The following is a 20,588-nucleotide window of genomic DNA, read 5'->3' on the forward strand; positions in this document are numbered from 1 at the left end:
TGGACGATAGGGCTCGCATTTTTCAAATCATCCGCGCAATTTCAATATCTTGCGGAAATGTTTTCGCGCAGAGCTATTTTCCGTTCTGGAATCGGTCGCTTTGAGAACGCAGCCCGTCACGGGAAGGCGAAAGCGCCACGGCATCGAAGCAGTGGCGTTCAGATGCGAACTGGAGGAAGATTGCGGTGCGCGCACAGCTACACCGCAGGCCACTCAACGCGGCCGAAACGTCATGCGAGAGGATCAGCGAGTGATCGTGCTCCGAGCCAATAAATGCCCAAACGGCGATCCAGGTCGCATGCGGCTCGCCAGGCTCCTCGAGCTGTAGGTCGCCGACGCAAATGCCCGAACGGCGCCTGCCAGTGCAGGTTCGAACGGCAGACAGCTGCTAATAATTGCCCAAACTAGCGCCCGCGCGTCCTATGTCGATCGCGACAACCGCTGAAGATTGCGGGCCCGATTGGCCGCAACGTTCCCCTCCCGCATACCGCCGCGAAGCGCGTGCACACCCACTGGCTGTAAGGCAGGATCCGGCTGCGGATTCAACCGGTCGATGCAACACACTGATGACTGCCGTAGGCAGAAGGAGTGTTGCAGATGGCTTACCGGACGCGAACCTACTACACAGACAGCCAGAAGGCGTTGATGTGGGAGCGATGGAGGCAGGGATGGACCCTGCATCAGATTGCTCAACTGTTCAATCGGCCCCACACGTCGATACAGGGAATTCTGTCCCGTACCGGCGGCATTCGACCGCCGGAGCGAACTCGTTCATCAAGGGCGCTGACGCTGGCCGAGCGCGAGGAGATCTCGCGTGCCATGGCGGCTGGGTTCTCGATTCGCTCGATCGCGGTGATCCTCGGGCGAGCGCCATCCACCATCAGCCGAGAGATCAAGCGCAACGGTGGTTCCGGGTGCTATCGGGCGACCCGGGCCGACCAGGCGGCCTGGGATCGGGCTCGTCGACCCAAGCGCTGCAGGCTGGCTGAGAACCGGGACTTGGCGCGCATTGTCACGGAGAAGCTTCGGCGGCAATGGTCTCCGGAGCAGATTGCCGGATGGCTCAAGCATACTTACCCGAGCGACGAGACCTCCCACGTGTCCCACGAGACCATCTACCGTAGCCTGTTCATTCAAGCCCGCGGGGCGTTGAAGAAGGAGCTGTTGCAGCATCTTCGGCGTACTCGGGGCATGCGCCGCTCACGTCAGTACACGCAGAAGACAGACGTCCACGGAAGAATCGTTGACGCCGTCTCCATCAGCGAGCGGCCAGCCACGGTTGAAGATCGAGCAGTTCCCGGACACTGGGAAGGCGACCTGCTCTTCGGAAGCGCCAACAGCCAGATCGCCACGCTGGTTGAGCGCCAAACGCGATACGTGATGTTGGTCAAGCTGGATGGCAAGGACTCTCAGACCGTCGTCAATGCACTCATCAAGAATGCCCGCAAGCTGCCGCAGGAGCTCTACAAGTCACTGACCTGGGACAGGGGCACGGAGATGCACGCTCACAAGAAGTTCACGTTGGCCACCGACATTCAGGTGTACTTCTGCGATCCGCAGAACCCATGACAGCGTGGAAGCAACGAGAACACGAATGGATTGCTCAGGCAGTACATGCCGAAGGGCATGGACATCTCAGGGTTCTCACAGCCTCAACTCAATGCGATCGCGAGACAATTGAACGAGAGGCCGCGCAAGACGCTCGGCTTCCATACACCTGCTGAGATGTTCAGCGAATGTGTTGCATCGACCGGTTGAATCCGCAGCCGCATTCTGACGTAGCCGGCGTGCCTGCTTGGTAAAGCGTCGAGCGAAAGCGCATTCCTCAAGGGGCGACGTGGCGGCTTCGGTACCAGGTGATGCCGCTTTGTTCGGCGCTCCCTTTGACCTTTCGCACTTCAAACTCTTGCGAGCGCTCGAGCAGGACACCCCAGCTCTTGCAGAAATACCGGCCAGGTCTATGCTCCGGATGGGTCGCCCGAATCTCCTTGAGCGCGATATCCAAGCGCGTCATTTCGCCCGGCGGCGTACCCCGCTCTGCGCGGCGAAGTAGGCGTACAGCTGTGCAGGCCGGCCAATCGATGGTTCCATCGGGGAGGATGCCGTGAATCAGTGCGTCTTCGAACTCAGGAGACTGAGCGAGCCGAACATAGTGGTCCCTTGCCTCTATGGCAATGTTCGCCCATTGCCGTAGCTCGTCAAAGGCGACCTTGGCTGCCTCATAGCTCTCGTCGAGAAGTGCAACCGCTCGCTCGCACCCTTCGTGCGTGGCGATGTCGTGGTCCTCCAAGAGGTGATGCACGATTCGATTGCGCAAGTTCTTGAACGCCTCGAGCCGGGCCTGGGTGCGGACCAGCTCCTCCGGGGCCAGTTCGAGGGTGAACTTGGTGTGGAAAGTCGGCTTGTCGAAGACGTTCGACAACGGCTCGACCCGCGCTGCGGCACTGCCCTCGAACTGCAGGTACGACTTGTTGAGTTCGTCGAACAGGTAGCCCATCGGCTTGGAAGCAAACTGCTGCTTTCGACGTTCCAGGTTTGAGAGGGCTGTGTCGACCGACCCGGAGACTTCGCTGTCGATGACGAGCGCCTTTAACAGCATCTCGTAGCGCTGGACCTGGAGGAGAAACCTGCCAAGCTTCTGTTGGACGACCACCTGCTGCTCTGCCTGCACTACGGACGTACTCACGCGCTTCCCTCATTCCTTGAATGCCAGCGGCACGAGCTCCGGCCTCCCGCTGCAGGGTTCGAATTAAACCCGTCCGGATTCTGCCCCAGGCCTGGAAATTAGGGGGAGTGTGTTCCGCCACGTTCCCGCCACCCACCGCGCGCCCGGTCCAACCGCCGACAAGACTTGGTCGACGGGACCTCACTCAGTGCGATATGTATCTTGAAGTGCACCAAAAACAAACGGGCCGCATAGCGGCCCGTTTGTTTGGTCTCTTCGGCCGAAGGCCAGTTCGCGTTATCAGCTCGCGGATGCAGCCGTCTCCGGCGTGGCGGAGGTCAAAACAGGCGCCGCAGCGTTCGTGGACGTGCGCGGACTGCGGGACTTGGCGGCAACTTGCGACTTAATGGCCTTGGCGGCTGCCTTCTTGGGGGCCTTCGCAGCCGCCTTTGCAGCCTTGGGGGCGGCTGCTGCCGTCTTTGCCGGCGCTGCCTTCTTCAAAGGAGCGCTCTTCTTTGGTGCAGCCTTCTTCGCGACCGGCTTTTCAGCCTTGGTTTCGGGAACTGCGACAGCGGCAGAAGCAACCTTCTTGGCGCGAACCGACTTCTTCACCGGTGCTGCAACTGCGCGGGCCTTGCGGGTCGCCTTTTTCACCACCGCGGCGACAGGCGCCACGGCCTTTTCGACCGAAGGTGCTGCAACGACGCCAGATTGGTCGATGAGGAACTTGTCACGGTTGCGAGCCGTGGCAATCCATCCGGGAGCCTTGCCGAAGCCCGTCCAGGTCTTGCCCGTCTTGGGATGGCGGTACTTGGGAATGCCTGCGCCCTTGCGAGGTGCCTTGCCATCGCCGAGGGCCTTGCCGGCGGCTGCCTTCAACGCTTTGGCGCCACGGCCAAAGAGATGCTCGACGGTCAGGCCAAACGTGGCAATCGACTCCTTGATTTGCGCAACCACCTTTGTCGTCTCAGCCTCACGGAGTGCGGCTGCCTCCTTCTCGAGTTTGGCGATGGCGGATTTGATTTGCGCGTAGGACTGCGTCATTGAGTCTGGACCTTTGAAGTTAAGAAAGTTCGTCGCTCGCGTCATGAGCGTTGGCGACAAAGGCGTCTGAAGTTGATGAATCGATGGGAAAACGTCTTCTCTTCAAATGCACGCCGGCGCGGATTTTACCCACAAGCGCGAGGTCTTCTCATAACTGCATGACACCACCTTCTCTCCTGTTTTGGATTTCGGGGGAGGTCCGCCGCAAGCTATCGGCTGAACGAACGGCAATGTCGCTCAGCCCCCGGAAGGCGGCTCTGTCAACTCCTCTGCGGCCAGGTACGGTAGGCGGAGTTCTAGTTGCACCGTGGGCTTGGGCAGTGGCCGCAATTGTTGAGGTGGATGTGCTACCAACGTGCCCGTCTTCGTTTTCGCATTTCGGGAATGATGAGCTTGACCACTAAACTGCCTGTCGGCGTTCTGAACGTATCGTATCGCCCGGCACATTCCAGTGCGTCGCCGTTATCCAAGTAGAACTTGGGCTCACGCTGCTTCTCCTCAGCGCCGTACGCAGTATGAACACAGTACGCTTGCGTGCGTCGGAAGACGAGGTGCCTCTGCCCGTCTGTCCCAACTGCTCGAAATACATCGGTTCTCATTTGCGTCTGCCTTGAAACCGGGACACCAGCTTGGCGAACGCGAAATCCTTCTGGTGTAGGAGGTTTGGCCGGGCCATTGCTGTCAGAGTCTGACTCGCCGTTGGCGCGGCATTCCGCGAGCCAAGCCGAAAGGTCTTGCTGGTTGCCGTCGGCTAATCGCCGGAACGCAGATGCGCCGCGTTGGCGTCAGTGAATGGCCTCAGCGTGCTCAAAAGCTCGACAGCTTGCCTTCGAAGAGGCCCCCAGGCCACATGGCGCATCGCCTTTAGATTCTCCGTCCGACCCTGCGCCGCCACGAGTGGCTCCTGCGGAACGGAACTGAGTGCTGCGACAAGCCGTTCTATGGCATCGGACTGACTCGAAGTCAAAAGGGACTAGCCGGCAAGGTAGCGTCCGGCTGCAACATCGTCCTTGATTTCCCACCCGACGTTGCAATCGCCCATCGCGTCACACTGAGCCTCAGGGTCTGCCGCGAGTGTTTCCAAGGCTTCGACGAAGTACCAGTAGGCATTGCGGAAGGCCTCTTCAGGTTTCAGCGGTCTGGTGGATTCTGCTGACATTCGGTGAGTGGCAGTAATGAAGGTCTGCGGCAGTGTCGGCCGGCTGCTTTTGGCCCGCATCCTGCCCGACGTCGAGTGGGTGTGCGCGCGCTTCACGCCTCGGCATCACAACCCGCGACGAGATCTCCGAGGGCCTTCCTGCTGCCCTCCTTCGTTTGCGCATTTATTGCCCTGTTCGCGCATTTAATGACTTGTTTGCGCATTTATTTACCTAGAACACAATCGGAACGGGCACCATGTCGTTGATTGTTATGCGTCCCTTTACGATATCGCCCGGCCCGTCGAAGAGGGCCACGACGACCGAGTTGACCCACTTGGTCCGGAACTTGGGCGCGACAAAGAGCATGGTCCGCGCCGGCGGCTGCTGGAACGTCAGCTCGAGGGCCGATGCCAGCCAGCGTGCGCTGACCGGAGGCTGCATCCCCGGCTCCGCCTTGACGATCAGACACGCGGCGTCGCCGCGCTCCATCGTTGCGAAGTCGGTGATGACGAGGTTGTCCTTTGCGCGCGGCTTGTGCGACGGGTCCGGAAACCACGAGGCTTGGGGGCTGTTCATTCTTGGGATTCCTGGGGTCAGCGGCTCACGGCGCGTTTGTTCGCAGCGACGAGCTGGGGCATCATTTCCGAGCGGATGGCGGCCTGGGCGGCATTCGATTCAATGACCGACGCGACGATCTGACGATCCAGGGCGAGGCTCTGGAGCCACGCGTTCATCGCTTGCATGCGCACGTTCTCGCGCGCGATGTCGGTGTCGGACATCGCGAGCAGGCGAAGCTGCCAGTCCTTGTTCATGTAGCGGCGTTGGGTTTCGAGAGCGATCAGTTCCGCCATCGAAATGCCCTTGCTCGACCAGGCTGGCACGTTCTTGTCCAGGTACTTCTGGACGAAAGGCCCGTCCTCGGACTTGAGCATCTGCTGGACCATCTCGATCAACTCGGGCTTGGCTGCCAGCAGGTTCGCTTGGGCCTCCTGCGGGTACTTCGCAACGCTCATGCGCGCTGCGAAAGCGTTCTCCAGGGCCATGAACTGGCGGCCTGCGTCCGTCGCGCGCTGCGCCTTGGTCAGATCCTGCAGCTGCACCGGCTGGTCGAGGTTGCGCATCAGCGCACGCAGTGCCGTGCCCTCGGCGCCGGCCATGTCGACGGTCAGGCGACGCGTGAACTTGGTCCCGTCCACGTTCGTTTGAGGACCGTCAAAAAGAGTCGAGGCGCGGATGTCGGCGTCCGGATAGCCCGCGGTGTTCGAAGCAGAGAACCCTGCGTCGGTGCATGCGTCCCCCCGCAGCCCACTGCTGGCAAATGTGGAGCACGCAGCCTTGGCGGATTTCGCAGCCTCGACTTCCGGGAGCCCGGCAGGCTTGCGCTTCTCAGCCACATCCAGCACCTCGTTCATGCCCGCTGAACCGCCGGGCGCCGGCTTCGGGCCGCCGCCACCGCTGCCACCGCCTGTTGCGGTCACTCCGCCGCGGCTGGCTTCCGAGGTGCCGATGGTGCTCACAAGCACGTTGCAGGGATCGATGCCGCTGAAGCGCTGCTCGTTGCGAATCGTGGCCTGCTCGGAAGCCGTGCGTTGGGCCGCCTCGCTGACCACCGTGGCCGCGCCGCTGGAAGCCTTCGAAGTCGTCTCTGCGGCACCCGAGATGGCGTTGGCCAGGCCCTTCTTCAGATCGGCGATCTTGTCCGACAGGGTGTCAGTCTGGTCCCGAAACCCGTTCTCGAGAGCTTGGGTGATCTGCTGCGTCGACTGCTGCACCGTTCCGATCAGCATGCCGTCGGTGACAGGGATCTGGGCATGCGCGGCGCCCGCGATAGCGGACAGCGCCAGCATCGGGACAAGGCGACGATAGAGGGTAGTTCGAAGGTACATGTCTTTGAGGAGCGCTCTACCGAGGCTCAGCACTTGCCGCTGATGGAGCAGGCGAGCTGATCCCAGAGCGAGCCGGTTGCGGAATTTGCAGTCTGGTTCACCGCGGTCTGTGTGCCGTTGGCCAGGGCGCCCGTGCCGGCACCGACGACGGCATTGCCGATGCTCGACCCGGTGCTGTTGCCAGCCCAGTAGAGGGTCGAGTTCACGTTGCTGTTGATCCCGTTGGTGACCTGATTGGTCGCCTGGCTCAGGGCCGAACAGGCCGCGCTCGTGAGCTGGCTCGACGCCTGGTTGATGATCTGGTCCATGATTGACGAGCCACTGGAGTTCGCCATCGAGGGGATCACACGCGCGATGCCGCTGGTGATCGTCCCTCGGCAACTCGCCGCCTGGGAGATCGCATTGGACAAGGTCGAGTTGGCGGTGTTCTGGCGCGCGATCGCCCTGTCCAGCGCGGCTTGATTGGCCGCCGCGGCCTGGACGCAGTAGTCGACCGCGGCCTGTGCAATGCTGAGGTTACCGAGCGCCAGGCATAGAGCCAGGATCAGACTCTTGCCCTTCGGGAACGCCTTCGATCGGTTCATCGGGCTTGCGATTGTTGAATTGCTGCGCATAGTTTTCGACTTCGTGGAAAAGGCTCAGCGCTTGGCGCTGTGCGAATGTGAGACGGTCCTCGCCACCGGGCACCAGCGTCTGGGACTGGAGGATGGCGGCGACGAGGTCCGTGCACCGACCGAGGCTGCCCTGCAACCAGGCCGTGCGCAGGTCGAGCTTCAGTCCAGCGTGGTTCTCGGTCGCCTGCAGGTGGTCGACGACCTCGGCGATGCACTGGGCCGCGCGCACCGGCGGGACACCCAGGACGCTCAGCCGGCCGATGGCAGCGGTGACCGAAACGTAGAGGCGCGCCTGGGCGGTCTCGACCGTGTCCGCGACCGCGTAGCCGTCGAACCCCACGCGTCCCGCGATCTCCTCGGCATCCTGGGCGATCGCGCCGAGTTGGGTTGCGAGCGACTCGTTGAAGGCCTTGATCTTGTCGGCACTCATGCCGCCTTCCCAGGCCATGCAGATCGTGTTCGCCGCGGCGTCAGTTGCCTGCGCGCGGAGCCAGTCGGGAGCTGGGCCATTGAGAACGCAGCGCTGAGCGAGCGACGTGCCCAGTTCGAGCGCCTGGCGGTGCAGGTCGCGCAGGGTTTCGCTGCGGACGTGCTCTTCGGCCATGATGCCGGGGCGGGCCGCCACGGCGCCGAGCAGGCGCGTCAGCAGCTTGACCGTGGAGATGTGAACCTTGGCACTGCCGGCAACACGCTGCGAGACAACCGCCCCGGAGAAGCCTGCCGCCGGAGCTGGTGCCGCCACGCGCGCAGAGGCGGCGGGCACAGGCGCAGGAGCGGCAGGAGCCGATGCTGGTGCGCGGGCAAAGCCGGCAGGCCGAGCCGAGGCGACTGGCGTCGCAGCGGGAGCCGCGGCCGCTGGTGCAGCTGCTGGTGCCTTTGCAGCCGACGGCGCCGTCGTCGGCTTCGAAGCACTCGGCTCGGCTGGCGCCTGGGCCACCCGGCCGAACCCGAATCCGAGCGGGCGGGGCGCAGCCTGGGTCGGCGCGGCATTGGAAGCGGCTGGCGCCGGAGCAGACGTCGCAGCCTCCGAGGCAGGAGCCGATGCGCCCTGCACGGGCGCGTAGTCGTCATCGCCACCCGGGTACGGATCGGCGTTTGCGTCGGTCACCGGCGCACGTGGCGGGTCCTCCACTTCGGGCTCAGCGGCAGCCGTGCCGGAGCCCTTCGTGTGAAGGCGGCCCGTCTTGAGCTGATGCTTCAGGTACTTGTTGCCACCGAAGCCGAATGCGGGCGAGGCTCCGGTCTTGGGGGTATCAGTCGTGGTTGTCATGCGGCCATCGATGTCTGGGGTTGCTGGGCCTCGGCGCGTGCAGCGAGAGTGGCGGTGTAGCTGTCGAGAGACTGGCGCTCCCGCTCGTAGCCGTCTTCCCGGAAGCGCGCGAACACGGTCATCAGGTCGATGACCTTGTCTTCGTTCCAGCCGAACAGCCGATCCGCCGCTTGCTGGAAGAGCAGTCCGCGGAGAACTCCAACATCGTCGCCCAGCGGGCGAACCGAGACGGTGAACTCGAAGCCGTCGTGTGCCGGGTGGGACTGCGCCCCCACCAGTTCCATGTCGAAGTCGCTCTCGATCCCCACGCTCAGTTCACGAGCGATTCGGACGGCCTGCGCCACCACGGCCGGCATGAAAGAGAATTCCTTGCCGCCGAAGATCTCGGCCGCGACGTAGGGAACGCCGCCGGCCGTGAACGTAGCTTCGTTCGCGGCGGCGAGATTGATGAGAAGGCGTTCGACGGAGATCATCAGCAAGCCATCGGACGGTAGGAGGCCTCTTCCTCGGGGCCGAACTCCAGGTCGCCCTGGATCATTTGCATGAGGCCCATGGCCAAGCGTCCGGTCGTGACCGGGTCGTCGCCGCGAGCGATCTCTTCCTCGGTCTGGGGCAGCGCGACCTCGTTGTCGACGATGGTCGAGTTCTGGGTGCGGATGCGATGCAGCGCGGCTTCGGGATCCATCAGGATCGCCTGTTGGACCGAGCGCCAGTCCATGTCAGGGGCGCAGATGTTGCAGCACTCCTCGAAGGAGAGGATGCCCTTGTTGCTCGCCACCCAATCGCGGCCCACCTCAAGTTCTTCGACGGCGATGTTCCTGTTGAGGAAGCGCTCGCCGCGCTGGACCTTCTGGAGCAGCACCATGTCCTCGATGCTCGAGCGAATCAGGCTCGCGGCCAGCTTGCGCTCGCCTTCGGTGGCGAAGTGATACAGCTCGATGTCGTCGAGCACGACGGGGTTGTCCCAACCTACACACGGCTTCATGAGTGGCTCCTGCGCCTACAGCTTCTTTGGGGGAAAGGGAAAACGCAGGCGCGGGACCTGCGGCAGCACGACGCGAGAAGGATCGCGTTTCAGCTCGCGCAGCAGCCGCGCGTAGCGTTGATCGAAGGCTTCACCGTCGATCTGTGCCGCGACGCATGCCGCGGCCTTCGGCTCGCCCCGCACGATCGTTGCGTGGAACAGAGCCCGAAGATCGTCAGGAAGTTGGTCGACGCGCGCCAGGACACGACCCATCCGGCTCACCGACGTATGACTTGCAACGGCCCCACGCATACCGATCAGCCTCGCGGAGCGTTGCTGGTTTCGGCTTCGTGCGCGGCGTCGGGCGCCTGGCGCAGGACCGGCACCTGGGCGCGCCATTCGGCGCTTGCCTCGAGGAGGTCAGCGCGCGCGGGGGCGCCGCCAGCCGAGTACGCGGCCAGCACGCTCTTGACCTTCTCGACGGTGACACCGACGCCGGCCGAGATGCGGTCCAGGAGCTTGTTGAGCTGGGTTGCCCGCTCCGGCGATGGAGCGATGCCGTTCATGGTCATCGCCACGCCTCCCAAAAGTGCAGTCATCTGATGTTCCCTTGCTTGATGCGAGAAATTGAGGTTCATAAATTTGGCTCTCCATTTAAATTGTGTCGTAATACTTCCACGAACAATCTAATTTTCGTCGGAGTCACCTCTGTGTTCCACCTGTTGGCAAAACGCCACGCGACGCGAACGCCTCGGTGAGCAACCTTTTCACCATTTCCGATATCTTTTGTTTTAGTAGGTCCGAGTTCGCACGACCTTCTGCGACGTCTGCGAGCGCGAGCTCCCAGAGCGCGGTCATCGAGACGCTCTTGAGCGAGTCCGGCAGCTGACTGAGCAGATGCGAGCCGAAATCGGTGATGTGAAGCTGGTGCTTCTTGCCCTTCTTCACCCGGCGGATCAGGTCGCGGTCCAGGTGGTTCGTGATGATCGTGCCGCGCGTGCGCGACGTTCCGATGCCCTGCACGCGCTTGAGCATCTCCCGCTCGCGGTCGTTGCGCCCGAACTTGTGGGCCGACAGCATGTCGTCCATCAGCTCGTCTTCCGTGTACGGGCTCGGCGGGCTCGTGCGCTTGGCCTCGATCTTCGCGCTCACGGCGTACATCACGGCACCGGTCTGGTAGCCAGCGAACTTGTCGGTCGGGTCGCTCATCCGCGGATCCTCTGCACTTCACCGCGGACTTCGCCATCGCCGCCGGCGCCAGCTTCCGCCTCGCCGCTCGACTCGCCGTCGGCCTCGACTTCCTTCCAACCCTTGCGGATTTCCTGCTTCTGGCTGGCACGGAACTCATCGTGGCCGAAGCGACCGACCAGCGAGTGCTGCTTGTAGACGTAGTCCGGGTAGAACTGGGCCATGAACCGCTTCGCGATGGTGCGGAACACCGCCTGGTCGTTCCGGCTGGCGTTGCTGTTCGGCAGGCCCATTGGGACGATCGCAAAGTGCTCGTCGAGCTTCGTGTCGTTGAAGGCGGCGCCCTTGATCTCCATGTGGGCGCCCTGGGCCTGGCCGGGGAAGAGCTGGGCCAGCTGCGTCATCACCTTGCGCGCGTCCGCGTGCATGGATTCAGGAAGGAACCGGCAGTCGGTACCGACGTATGAGATCGCCTTCGACTTGTAGAGGCTCTGAGCCGCGTCGGTCACTTCGTCCAGCGTCATGCCGTGCTGACGGGCAGCCTCGGCCTGAAGCGCGCCAAGGGAGAACGGAAGCGGAGGCTTCTCGCTGTGCTCCTTCGCGGTCGCTTGCACACAAGTGCCCTTCAGGCCACCGGTGATCGCGCGGACGATCTGCTTGGCGACCTGCTCGTCGATGATCCGGCCTTCCAGGTCGAATCCCGGCGTGCCGGCGGCCTCCTCGCGCTTGTGCCACCGCATGACGGTGCCGTCGCGCAGGGTGATCACGGGGATAAAGTAGTCGGTCGGCTTGAAGTTCTCGATGGCGCGACGACGCGCGTCGACCATTTCCAGCACAGGGGTCTGCACTCGGCCGACGCCCACGTTCGACTTGCGCAGCAGGGCCTGGTAGGCCATCGAGGGATTCAGCCCCCACACCCAGTCCAGGTACTGGCGCACGCGCGCCGCCTCGCCGCGGTTGGCCCACTTGGGGTCGCCGTTGCGATCGAAAGGCTTCTTGAGGGTGGCAGCGATGTCCTCGGCCCGGTTGGACACGAGTTCAACGCGGAAGACGTTCGGGCCCGCCGGGTCGATGCCGAAGTGCTCGAGGAGCTCGTCGACGATGAGCTGGCCTTCGCGGTCGGTGTCGCCGGCATTCATGACCTTGATGCCGCGACGCAGGAACTTCTTGGCCACGATGTACGGGCCGAATGGCTTTCCAGCGCCAGCCGACTTCCCTTTGGCGCCCTTCTTCTCATCGGTGCGCGGGTGGGTGATCAGCTTGGGGGGAAGGACGGGCAGGAAATCCTTGTACCGGTCGAAAACGCGCTCCTCTTCGAGCTTGGCCATCTCAGGGGACAGGTATTCGGAGACCCGTGCCGTGGTGAGCAAGTGCCCGGCTAGGGGCAGCACCAGATGGCCGTTGCTGATGACGAAGTAGCCGTCGCGAGGCGCCGTCGACTCGTTCGTGCAGGAGACGCCATAGGCGAGCTTCATCCCCGCGACCAAGTCCTTGGCCGCCGAAGGCTTCTCCGCTATCCATACGACCTGTTCACCTGCCATTGTTTTCTTACTTGCTTCGCGCGCTTGTTACGTTTGCAGCAATACTAATGCACGAACCTAAATAATCCTCACAATGTCGAAGTTCTGGTGTTGGTTTCTTGCGGCTCCAGCGTGAGGTGGGATGCGTTGCGAGGGCGACCGGGCCCCCATCTGGGGCGTCCTGGGCGCACGCGGGTGCGGCTGAGGCGTACGGCCATCGCCCCGGGGAAGGTTGATCCAGGGCCGGCGGGCCGAGTCGGCTACGACTTCCGACGCCATGAAGAAGCTCTGGTCCGACTCGACAGCTTGGAAGATCGAGAAGGTCGTGCGAGGCGCTGTCGCGGCTCATGCCAGTGCGGTACCGGTCGCAGACGCGACTTCGGCTGTAGGGCAAGGCGAAGGCGCCCTCCCGATTTAGCAACTCAGCGTAGGGCCGTCAGTTCGGGACTGGCGACTATGACGCCGACGGCTTGATGACAATCCGCCGCTTGCTCGTGATGATCTCGCCGATCCGCGGATCGATACTGATGAGCTTCTCCCCGCTTGGGAAGCTGTCTCCCACGGCAACCCGACGCCCGCTCTTGAAGGTCACGCCGCCGGCGTTGACCTCGGCCAGGCCGGCCTCTTCCTTCGTCACGCGCTCGGTCGGCCCGTTGGTTCCGGCGACTGGCACGGGCGCGGCCACCTGAACCGCGGCCTCCCGGCGCTCCGGCTGCTCGACCGCCGGCTTGGCACGCGCGGCCGCGACTCGTGCTTCAGCCTGTTCACGTTCCTTCCGCTGTTGCGCCTCTTGGGCAGCCTTAGCGATCTTCTGCTCGCGCTCGAGCCTGGCTTGGCGCTCAACCTTGGCCTTACGCTCAGCCTCCTCGGCGGCGGCGACCTTGCGTGCCTCTGCGGCCTTTCGATCGGCCTCCTCCGCGCGAGCGGCGTTCGCCACCAGTGCGACGTCTTCGGCTGGGGCGGCGGCCTGCACCTTCGCGACCGGATTCGAGACCGCGACCTGTGCAACCACCGGGGCCGGCTCGGGTGTGGGGCTTGCCTCCAGCTTCGGCGCTTGCTGTGGTGGATCCGCCCGGGGTGGCGCTTCCAGAGAGACCAGCGCGTCAACGTCGGGGCCGAGCGCTACCGTCTTCGTCAGCAACTCGACCTGGCGCAGCCGCGCCGTGTCATCCTTCGCCGCCTGCAATTGGGACCAAAGCGGCGCCCCGGTGGCGAAGCCTCCGACTGTGGCGCCCAGGAGGAAAGCCGACGCCATCCAGGCCCAGGCCGTGAACCTCACGCGGTTGACGACGCTCATCGCTGTGCGCATTTCCTTCGCCATCAGCCTGCCTTGGTGCCCAACATCGACTTGATGACGCTGGAGTTCGTCTTCGCGCCCATTGGAATGTTGAATAGGGGCGCCCGGATGACCGCATGGATGTCCGCGCCATCTCCGATCTGCAGATCCTCGCTCGCGATAAGGAGAGCGCTGTCCTTGGCAGCCTTGGCAGGGTCACCCACCTTGCCGGCCACGGCGATGCGCTCCGCCGTCAAGCGCCCGCTGAAGTGCGCCCCCGGTGCAATGATGACTGTGCCCTTGGAGCATTCCAGAGTTCCCCGGAACGTCCCGTAGATCACGACGCCAAAATCGATCTTGAGCGTCCCGTCGAATACCGCGTTGGGCGGGATCACCATTCCGATCGCGTGCGCATCGATGGTCAATCGGAGCGTGGAGACCGTCTGTTCGGCGTCCGGGTGTGCGGACGCATGGGCGCTGAGGGGTGCTGGTTTCATGATTGCTTGATGACCTAGTTCGCGTCTTCGCGGACGAGCACGCTTGTTGACGGTGTCCGATAGATCCGTCGGGTCGGATCGGTTTGGAGAAGGAGTTCGCCATTGGGCAGCGTCTTCCCGAGCAGCACTCGCAAGGGCCGGTCCGGAGCGTCCTGCAGGGCAATGGACACCCCTTCGCTGTCGATCTGGACGACCTTCCATGAGGGAAGCGTCGACATCCGGCGCTGCTCAAGGGCCGACGAACCCCGATGGATCTGAAAGAGGGATCCCAGAGCGAACGCGGCGATCGCGCATGCGACCGCAAGCATCACCACCGTGCGCATGCGAATGCGCGATGCGATCGAGTTCGAGTTGAGCGCGACGGCATCCGCGGCGTCCGGACCGAACCTGATCCAGGGAACACCCCTTGCAGCGATCACCGGCCCGGCGAATCCCGGCAGCTCGATGACATCGCCTCGAAGCAACGCCCGCGTCCAGTCGAGCGACGACACCGCCGCCATAGGCGATGGAAACGCCCCTTGATCGGCTAGCGCAATGTCTGTGGCTGAGGGGGTTCCCTCAGGGTTGTCCGTCTTCAATGTGTTCCCCAGAATCGATGCACACAAAACGGGAAGGCCGAAAGCGCTACACGCTTTTTCGTTTGTGGCATGGTATTTTTACGGAGATAATAGCACCGCCTCAATCAATCCAGCAATGTCTCTAAGCATGACTTCCCGGAAGAAGCGCACTCGCGCGCCCCGCCCGACCTTGCCCACTTCGTCCGACCAGGCCGAGCTCACGACTTTGCTCCAACCAACCGAACCGGCCGCGCCTACGCCGGCCGCTTTGGTCCCTGCTTCCCCCGCGCCGGCCAGCCCGGTCGCGCCTGCGGTCGAAGGCAAGCAAGGGCCCGCGACGTTCTCGATCGACGAGATCTCGACAGCCGTCCGCTACTGGGGTGATCACCTGGAGGACAGGAACGCCGCGAAGGTGAGCGGGGGATTCGGTCCGAATGCCTGCTTGGTGATCGAGGTGTTGACCCTCCTGAGCGTGAACCGCGAGCGCACCGTCGCCTGCACATCGGGCTCCAAGCTCGCCCAGGTCATGAACGAAGCGCTCCAGGCGAGTCCGCTCTCGAAATCCACCGAGCACCAGGCCGATGCTGTCGCGTGATCCGTATGTGCACCCCGAAGGCACGGCTCCCTCAGGGCTGCCTGAGGCGCTGACCAGGCGCGCGGCGCTTCGTGGCCTGGGCGGCCTGGGACTCGGCTCGATCCTCCTGCTGCAGGAGACCGGTGTCGCACACGCCCAGGCGAGCGCCGCGGCGGCGGGCGCCCTCCCCTCTGCGGCTCAGCGCGACGAGTTCTGGACCCGTGACCGCACCCTATGGGTGCGCCGCACCTCCACGGGCGAGGTCGTCAAGAGCACCTACTGGCGCAACGGGCAGCTGGTCCAGAGCGAGTACGAGCGCCTGTGCTGGTTTGCCAGGGACACGACGCTCGAGCGACTGATGCGCGAGAACAGCCCGCACATTCGCCGCGCGCTCGAATCGGGCCAGTTCACCAAGGAGCAGGTCTCCCAGTGGACCATGATGAATCCGATCATCTTCGACGTGCACTACGCCATCACGAGCTGGCTCGGATGGTTCAACATGGCCCGACCGATCGAATGGACGAGCGCCTTCCGGCACCCCATCACGAACGCCGTCACCGAGGGCTCGGCACGCGACAGCTGGCACATGCGCGGCGGTGCGGTGGACGCTCGCATCCCAGGCGTGCCAATCGAACAGTTCGGCCGCTTCGCTCAGTGGCTCGGTGCCGGCGGCGTTGGCATCTACTCGACCAAATCCTTCACCCACACCGATTCAGGTCGCGTGCGCAGCTGGCGCTCGTGAACGATCGATCTCTCATTTCTCTCGCAACAGTACCAAAGCTGATTCAATCCATGAACACGAAGCGACTTATCCTCGGCGCCTGCGCTTTCCTCCCCCTCTTGGCGATCGCCGGCGAGCTGCCAGCCAACACCCAAGTCGGCATCACTCTTTCGGTTGGTCAATCGGGCAAGGCGATGAAGCAGCAGTCTGCGATCGTGACTCGCGGATCCGAGACGCGCCTGGGTGGCACGCCTGTCGAATACATCCGCGAATCGAACGTTGATGCGCAAGGCCAAGCGCTGGCGGTGAAGGGGACCATCTTTGAAGGCTTGTCCGTGATCGTGAGCCCCATCGCGATCCTCGACGATCGCGTCGTTGTGCGAGTCGCCGTCCAGGAGCGACACGTGATCAAGATCGACAAGCTCACGATTCAAGGCCAAACGGTGGATCTCCCCCGAACGACGCTCCGCGAGGCGAGTTTGGGGAACACAATCCTGACGTACGGTTCCGCCCTCGATGTTCCTCTCGACGATCTCAACTCGCCGACGAAGTACCAGTTGCGATTGCAGGCCGAGCGGCCTTGACCGTCGGCCGGGTGGACCAGGCGCGGCGAGCACTCTTCCTCGACGTCGACGGCGTCCTCACGAGCTCGCGCTCAGAGCTCGCGCTCGGCATCCCCAAGGATCTGAGCCCCGGGGAGGTGCTGAAGTTCGACCAGGTAGCCCTCGGCCTGGTCCGCCGGCTCTGCGATGTTGGGCAGGTCGGCGTCGTCATCTCGTCCGCGCGCCGCGCCGCCCACAACTGGACCGAGTTCGGCCGTGCGCTGGACCTTCCGACGATCGGCCAGACCCCGGCCCTTGGCCGCCGCGGCGTCGAGATCCAAGCCTGGCTTGACATGCATCCAGAGATTGAACAGTTCGCCATCCTCGACGACATGGACGAGATGCTGGCCATCCAACGCCCCCACTTCGTTCGAACAACCTATGGCGACGGCCTGTGCTTCACCACGTTGCGGGACCTGGTTGAGAAGTTCGACCTGAACGTCTACGACCTGTTGCCGCAGTCCGATGAGCTTCCTTCCGCCGCCGCTCCAGCTCCTCGCGCATGAGCACCCCTCCTGTCTTTGTCTTCGGCAGCAACACCGCCGGGCGCCACGGAATGGGAGCCGCCCTCTTCGCCCGGGAACAACGCGGGGCGATCTACGGGCGAGGAGAAGGTTTGCAGGGCAACTCGTATGCGATCCCCACGAAGGGGCAGCTTCCTGACCGAACACTGGTGCCGCTGGCGCTACCCGAGATCCAGCGGCACATCGCGCGCTTCCTGGCCTTCGCCGCCAGCCGCCCCGACCTGGTGTTCGAGGTGACACCGATCGGTTGCGGCCTGTCGGGTTACAAGCACGGAGAGATCGCACCCATGTTTTCTGACGCTCCTGCCAATTGCGCCCTTCCTGCCGAATTCCTGGCTGTACTCACCACACCTCGCGCACGCCTTTCTCCTCCGCGCACTCCTGCCATCCGCTTCCCCTCCCCGCCTAACCATTTCGGTGCCCTTGATCGGAGGGACGCGATACCTGCTCGATAGCGAGGTCCGGACGTGACGCAAGCCAGCGTCGCTCACGTGCGAAAGCAACAACGAGGAACACGCCGGCCGCAAGGAGACCTGGCCCGTTACAGTACTAGCCTCAATTCTCGAGGGCCAAGATGGGTCAAGCCAGAAACAAGCAGCGCGCCGCTTTCGCAGTGGAGCTAGTCGAAGAGTGGGAGAACGAAGACTGCGTCAACTTCGCAGTGGCCTTGGCGCGGCTGACCGACTGGCTGCTCCACGTTGACTGGTGGTCGACCTCAAGAACGCCGCGCGACGATGAGATCAAGCCAATGCGCGTCTACGTCGCCAATAGCGATGACCTGGTCTTCGATGTGCGAGGAGTTCGAACGATTTTCGAGTTCAACGAACGCATCATCATGAAGGCAGTCCCGCGCGTTGCGACGGGTCCCGGCGGGGTGTTGACTCGCTTCTATGATGAGGAACGGCTCGCCTCGCTGCCATTGCGATTTCAGCCCTCCGAGGCAAAGATCGCCTTGGCAATCGAAGCCATTCGGGCGAACCAGCAATTTCTCTCGGCCATTCCACCGCGGACGGCGCCGTTTATTCCTGCGAGCGAGGCTGCGCACTTCACTTTTGGTCGATGCGCTCCTTTCGCTGAGGCAATGCATCAATTGACCGGCTTGCAGCCGACGGCGATGCTCGCCAAGCGCTTTTCTCAGAAGTTCGAAGGAACAGAGCGCGGCGAGAACGGCTACTTTCATAGTGTTGTCATCCATCCCGATGGGATTGCTGAGGATTCCTGGGGCCGATCGTCCCTAACCGAGATCGCAGCGCGTTTCGGCGTGCTCGAGTTCGCTGTCAGCAGTGAAGCACAGGCGCAGGTCGTGGAGAGGCTGAGACGGAACTCAGGGGATCGCTACGAAGCAGCTTTCGACCGTGCAAAGCAGTTGATCCTGGCCCATCGCCGTTGATCAGCCTCCGTCGGTCGGAGCAGGGGTGAAGAAAACATCTGTCTCGATTTCCGGATTCCGTCCTAGCATTGCGCCATCGCACCTGCTCGCGCGCGGGATGCCATGAACATGCGAGGCCCCATGACCCAACCCGAATCCCCTGAGTTCGCCATCGTCCGCCTGGGCGAAGGCGAGGCCGCCCAGTTCGCCATCGGCGCCCTGCCCCGCGCCGGCCGCCTGCCGTTCAGCAAAGTGGAGGTGCACGCCACGCACCTGACCGTCACCGGTCAAGACGGCACCACCGAGGAACTGGGCTCCGATGCCGAGCCACTCGCCCCCGAGGTCATCCAGCAGCTCCTTTCCGACGACGGTCTGGTCTTCGCCGAACTGGACGAGGACTCCGGCGAGCCCGTGGCCACCGAGCGCATGAAGGGCTGATGCCACGTGACTGAAGGAGATCTGAAGGAAGGCACGCCGGTTCCAGCCGCCGACGTCGAGGTCCGTGGCAAGAGCTCCAAGCTCTTCAAGGCGGCGGCGCTATTCGCCTCTGGCGTCGCGGCGACGGCCGCCATGATGGGCCCGGGTGCCCACAAGATCGCCGACGTGATTGGTGACATGCAGGCCCGCGGGCACGAGGCGAAGCAGGTCGCGCCCGCGGCGAAGGCGTCCAGTGCCGCACAGGGCGCCCAGACCACCGCGATGCACGCCGCGCCCGTCATGCACGAGACCGACCGGGCCCGCGTTCAGATCCTGAGCAAGCCGGTGCCCTCTGACACGCGAGCAGCAGCCGAGATGGCGCGCGCACTGCCTCTCCCCAAGGACGCACAGATCGAGATGCCGTCGGCGGAGCAGACCGCCGTTCTGGCCTATGGCCAGTTCGCCCCGATCGCCACTCGCGTCTTCAACAACGCCACCAAGCAGAAAGAGACGCACTGGACGTTGCATCCATGGGATGTGGCGCGCCTGGCCGACCAGGCCTCGGCCGAGCTCTACAAGGAACGGCGCATCCGCGTCGAGCCTCGCCTCATCGCTGGCGCCTACTACACGGAGAGCCGCGGCGTCGTTCAGGTCGGTTTCGATCGCAAGGGTGTCGAGCTGCTCAACAAGGGCAAGTCGATCGACGAGGTCTTCAAGAGCGGGGCCAGGGCCAGCTACGGCCTCTTCGAGATCGACCAGCAGCACGCCGGCGCCGAAGACCCCGACCCGGTGCGCGGCGCCAAGAAGGCTGCGGAGTTCCTCGCCGAAGGCCAGGCGAACATGAACCGGTACCCGCACCTGGGCATGGTCGCTGTCTCCGCGACCTACAACGTGAGCAGCAACCTGCGGGAAAAGATCTTCGCCGGCGCGCCACTCGATGAACAGGAGACCAGGTCCTACGAAGCTGTCCAGAGTCATGCGGCCAGCATGTCCTACGGCGCCGCGCTCTACGACGTTGCGCACCGCACCCATCAGCAGCACCTGGCGCAGGCCCAGAAACTCGGACAGCCGATCGCCGTGGCCGCCAACACCGTGAAGCGTGCGGATCCGCTGGCGAGCGACCGCGTCGACGCGGTAATGGCGCTGACGGGTCGCAAGTTCCAGGAGCCGGCGGCCCAGCTCCACGTACCAGTCGAGCGGATGGCGCAAGCCACCTCGGTCCCGGCGGCGCTGGTGACCACGGTCAGCGCACCGACACCAGCGCCGGCGGCAAAGGCAGCAGCGCCAGCACCTGTGGCTGAGCGGGCCCCGACCACCACGACGGCTCAGGCCCCGGCAGCGGCCGAGCCGCCCGCGAAAGCCGCGGCAGCCAAGCCGTCGCTGCGGGAGGCCATGAACCTGGCCGCCGCCGCCAGCCACAGCAAGCCACCTCGAGCAGCACCGGATCGCCGGTCCACCGAGGCTGCGGCGCCCCGAGCCTCCTCGACAACGGAGATGGACCGATTCATCGCAGGTGGCGCCCGCGAGACACGCGCCGCAGCTCCGGAACAGGCGATCGTGGTCCCGTCCCCGGATCGCGCACGAGCCGCCCTCAATGGCTCAGTCAACGAATGGAAGAGCAGCGCAGCGTCGGTGCTGGGCCGCGTCGCCGCCTTCCACGAGCAGCGCACGCGTGAGATGTCGGGGCAGCGCGAGGCGCCGTAGTTGACCTCTTTATTGCGCCGATTGTTTCGCTGCGCAACAAAGACCGCAGCAATGTCA

General features: G+C 63.8%; 25 protein-coding genes and 1 pseudogene. 10 read left to right on the forward strand and 16 right to left on the reverse strand.

Annotation, left to right across the window (positions count from 1 at the left end; translation table 11 throughout):
* The first annotated feature begins 597 nt into the window (after nt 1-597).
* A pseudogene (locus tag QZH52_RS29195) lies at nt 598-1,758 on the forward strand (IS30 family transposase).
* 67 nt (nt 1,759-1,825) lie between these two features.
* On the opposite strand, the gene QZH52_RS29200 reads toward QZH52_RS29195, so the two are convergent.
* From QZH52_RS29200 to QZH52_RS29225, 6 genes are all read right to left on the reverse strand, one after another.
* Complete coding sequence (locus tag QZH52_RS29200; protein ID WP_301814392.1) at nt 1,826-2,686, reverse strand: hypothetical protein; 861 nt, start codon at nt 2,684-2,686, stop codon at nt 1,826-1,828.
* Between the two features lie 279 nt (nt 2,687-2,965).
* Nucleotides 2,966-3,709: an H-NS histone family protein gene (locus QZH52_RS29205; protein WP_301814393.1), complete on the reverse strand. Its 744-nt coding sequence runs from the start codon at nt 3,707-3,709 to the stop codon at nt 2,966-2,968.
* Between the two features lie 973 nt (nt 3,710-4,682).
* Nucleotides 4,683-4,964, reverse strand: coding sequence for a hypothetical protein (locus QZH52_RS29210; protein ID WP_301814395.1), 282 nt, complete (start codon nt 4,962-4,964; stop codon nt 4,683-4,685).
* A 115-nt stretch (nt 4,965-5,079) separates the two neighbouring features.
* Nucleotides 5,080-5,424 (reverse strand): hypothetical protein, encoded by a 345-nt coding sequence (locus QZH52_RS29215; protein WP_301814397.1) that lies wholly within the window; start codon nt 5,422-5,424, stop codon nt 5,080-5,082.
* Between the two features lie 17 nt (nt 5,425-5,441).
* Nucleotides 5,442-6,695 (reverse strand): conjugal transfer protein TraW family protein, encoded by a 1,254-nt coding sequence (locus tag QZH52_RS29220; protein WP_301814399.1) that lies wholly within the window; start codon nt 6,693-6,695, stop codon nt 5,442-5,444.
* Between the two features lie 65 nt (nt 6,696-6,760).
* The gene (locus QZH52_RS29225; protein WP_301814401.1) at nt 6,761-7,042 is read right to left on the reverse strand and encodes a hypothetical protein; all 282 of its coding nucleotides are present in this window, start codon (nt 7,040-7,042) and stop codon (nt 6,761-6,763) included.
* Between QZH52_RS29225 and QZH52_RS29230 the strand changes: the two genes are divergently transcribed.
* Nucleotides 7,041-7,196 carry a hypothetical protein gene (locus QZH52_RS29230; RefSeq protein ID WP_301814402.1) on the forward strand — a complete coding sequence of 52 codons (156 nt, stop codon included), beginning with the start codon at nt 7,041-7,043 and terminating at the stop codon, nt 7,194-7,196. The two genes, QZH52_RS29225 and QZH52_RS29230, sit on opposite strands and share 2 nt — an antisense overlap.
* Nucleotides 7,197-7,250: 54 nt before the next feature.
* Here the strand turns inward: QZH52_RS29230 and QZH52_RS29235 are convergent, their stop codons facing one another.
* The 10 genes from QZH52_RS29235 to QZH52_RS29280 form a co-directional block, all read right to left on the reverse strand.
* The gene (locus QZH52_RS29235; protein ID WP_301814403.1) at nt 7,251-8,618 is read right to left on the reverse strand and encodes a hypothetical protein; all 1,368 of its coding nucleotides are present in this window, start codon (nt 8,616-8,618) and stop codon (nt 7,251-7,253) included.
* Nucleotides 8,615-9,097 (reverse strand): hypothetical protein, encoded by a 483-nt coding sequence (locus QZH52_RS29240; RefSeq protein WP_301814404.1) that lies wholly within the window; start codon nt 9,095-9,097, stop codon nt 8,615-8,617. Before QZH52_RS29240 ends, QZH52_RS29235 begins: the two co-directional genes overlap by 4 nt.
* A complete protein-coding gene (locus QZH52_RS29245; RefSeq protein WP_301814406.1) occupies nt 9,091-9,603 on the reverse strand; it encodes a hypothetical protein in 513 nt (170 codons plus the stop codon). The genes QZH52_RS29240 and QZH52_RS29245 overlap by 7 nt, the downstream gene beginning before the upstream one ends.
* 15 nt (nt 9,604-9,618) lie before the next feature.
* Nucleotides 9,619-9,855 carry a hypothetical protein gene (locus tag QZH52_RS29250; protein WP_301814408.1) on the reverse strand — a complete coding sequence of 79 codons (237 nt, stop codon included), beginning with the start codon at nt 9,853-9,855 and terminating at the stop codon, nt 9,619-9,621.
* 44 nt (nt 9,856-9,899) lie between these two features.
* Nucleotides 9,900-10,220: a hypothetical protein gene (locus QZH52_RS29255; RefSeq protein ID WP_301814410.1), complete on the reverse strand. Its 321-nt coding sequence runs from the start codon at nt 10,218-10,220 to the stop codon at nt 9,900-9,902.
* A gap of 64 nt (nt 10,221-10,284) precedes the next feature.
* Nucleotides 10,285-10,791: a DNA topoisomerase gene (locus tag QZH52_RS29260; RefSeq protein ID WP_301814411.1), complete on the reverse strand. Its 507-nt coding sequence runs from the start codon at nt 10,789-10,791 to the stop codon at nt 10,285-10,287.
* Entirely contained in the window at nt 10,788-12,311 is a 1,524-nt protein-coding gene (locus QZH52_RS29265; RefSeq protein ID WP_301814412.1) for a DNA topoisomerase, read from the reverse strand. The genes QZH52_RS29260 and QZH52_RS29265 overlap by 4 nt, the downstream gene beginning before the upstream one ends.
* 433 nt (nt 12,312-12,744) lie before the next feature.
* Nucleotides 12,745-13,611: a hypothetical protein gene (locus QZH52_RS29270; protein ID WP_301814413.1), complete on the reverse strand. Its 867-nt coding sequence runs from the start codon at nt 13,609-13,611 to the stop codon at nt 12,745-12,747.
* Nucleotides 13,611-14,063: a bactofilin family protein gene (locus QZH52_RS29275; protein WP_301814414.1), complete on the reverse strand. Its 453-nt coding sequence runs from the start codon at nt 14,061-14,063 to the stop codon at nt 13,611-13,613. The genes QZH52_RS29270 and QZH52_RS29275 overlap by 1 nt, the downstream gene beginning before the upstream one ends.
* A 14-nt stretch (nt 14,064-14,077) precedes the next feature.
* Nucleotides 14,078-14,554 carry a hypothetical protein gene (locus QZH52_RS29280; protein WP_301814416.1) on the reverse strand — a complete coding sequence of 159 codons (477 nt, stop codon included), beginning with the start codon at nt 14,552-14,554 and terminating at the stop codon, nt 14,078-14,080.
* 292 nt (nt 14,555-14,846) lie between these two features.
* Between QZH52_RS29280 and QZH52_RS29285 the strand changes: the two genes are divergently transcribed.
* The 8 genes from QZH52_RS29285 to QZH52_RS29320 all read left to right on the forward strand — a co-directional run bounded on the left by QZH52_RS29285 (nt 14,847) and on the right by QZH52_RS29320 (nt 20,531).
* Nucleotides 14,847-15,215 (forward strand): hypothetical protein, encoded by a 369-nt coding sequence (locus QZH52_RS29285; protein WP_301814417.1) that lies wholly within the window; start codon nt 14,847-14,849, stop codon nt 15,213-15,215.
* On the forward strand, nt 15,202-15,936 hold the full coding sequence (locus QZH52_RS29290; protein ID WP_301814419.1) for a YcbK family protein: 735 nt from the start codon (nt 15,202-15,204) through the stop codon (nt 15,934-15,936). Before QZH52_RS29285 ends, QZH52_RS29290 begins: the two co-directional genes overlap by 14 nt.
* Nucleotides 15,937-15,986: 50 nt before the next feature.
* Nucleotides 15,987-16,499, forward strand: coding sequence for a hypothetical protein (locus QZH52_RS29295; RefSeq protein WP_301814421.1), 513 nt, complete (start codon nt 15,987-15,989; stop codon nt 16,497-16,499).
* On the forward strand, nt 16,496-17,023 hold the full coding sequence (locus QZH52_RS29300; protein ID WP_301814423.1) for an HAD domain-containing protein: 528 nt from the start codon (nt 16,496-16,498) through the stop codon (nt 17,021-17,023). Before QZH52_RS29295 ends, QZH52_RS29300 begins: the two co-directional genes overlap by 4 nt.
* Nucleotides 17,020-17,496, forward strand: a complete 477-nt coding sequence (locus QZH52_RS29305) for an A1S_2505 family phage non-structural protein (RefSeq protein ID WP_301814424.1) — start codon at nt 17,020-17,022, stop codon at nt 17,494-17,496. Before QZH52_RS29300 ends, QZH52_RS29305 begins: the two co-directional genes overlap by 4 nt.
* A 119-nt stretch (nt 17,497-17,615) precedes the next feature.
* A complete protein-coding gene (locus QZH52_RS29310; RefSeq protein WP_301814425.1) occupies nt 17,616-18,431 on the forward strand; it encodes a hypothetical protein in 816 nt (271 codons plus the stop codon).
* Between the two features lie 120 nt (nt 18,432-18,551).
* The gene (locus QZH52_RS29315) at nt 18,552-18,848 is read left to right on the forward strand and encodes a hypothetical protein (protein WP_301814426.1); all 297 of its coding nucleotides are present in this window, start codon (nt 18,552-18,554) and stop codon (nt 18,846-18,848) included.
* A gap of 6 nt (nt 18,849-18,854) precedes the next feature.
* Nucleotides 18,855-20,531 (forward strand): hypothetical protein, encoded by a 1,677-nt coding sequence (locus QZH52_RS29320; RefSeq protein WP_301814427.1) that lies wholly within the window; start codon nt 18,855-18,857, stop codon nt 20,529-20,531.
* Nucleotides 20,532-20,588 lie beyond the last annotated feature (57 nt).

Origin of the sequence: Variovorax ginsengisoli, assembly GCF_030486595.1 — a bacterium.
Classification (GTDB): domain Bacteria; phylum Pseudomonadota; class Gammaproteobacteria; order Burkholderiales; family Burkholderiaceae_C; genus Variovorax; species Variovorax ginsengisoli_B.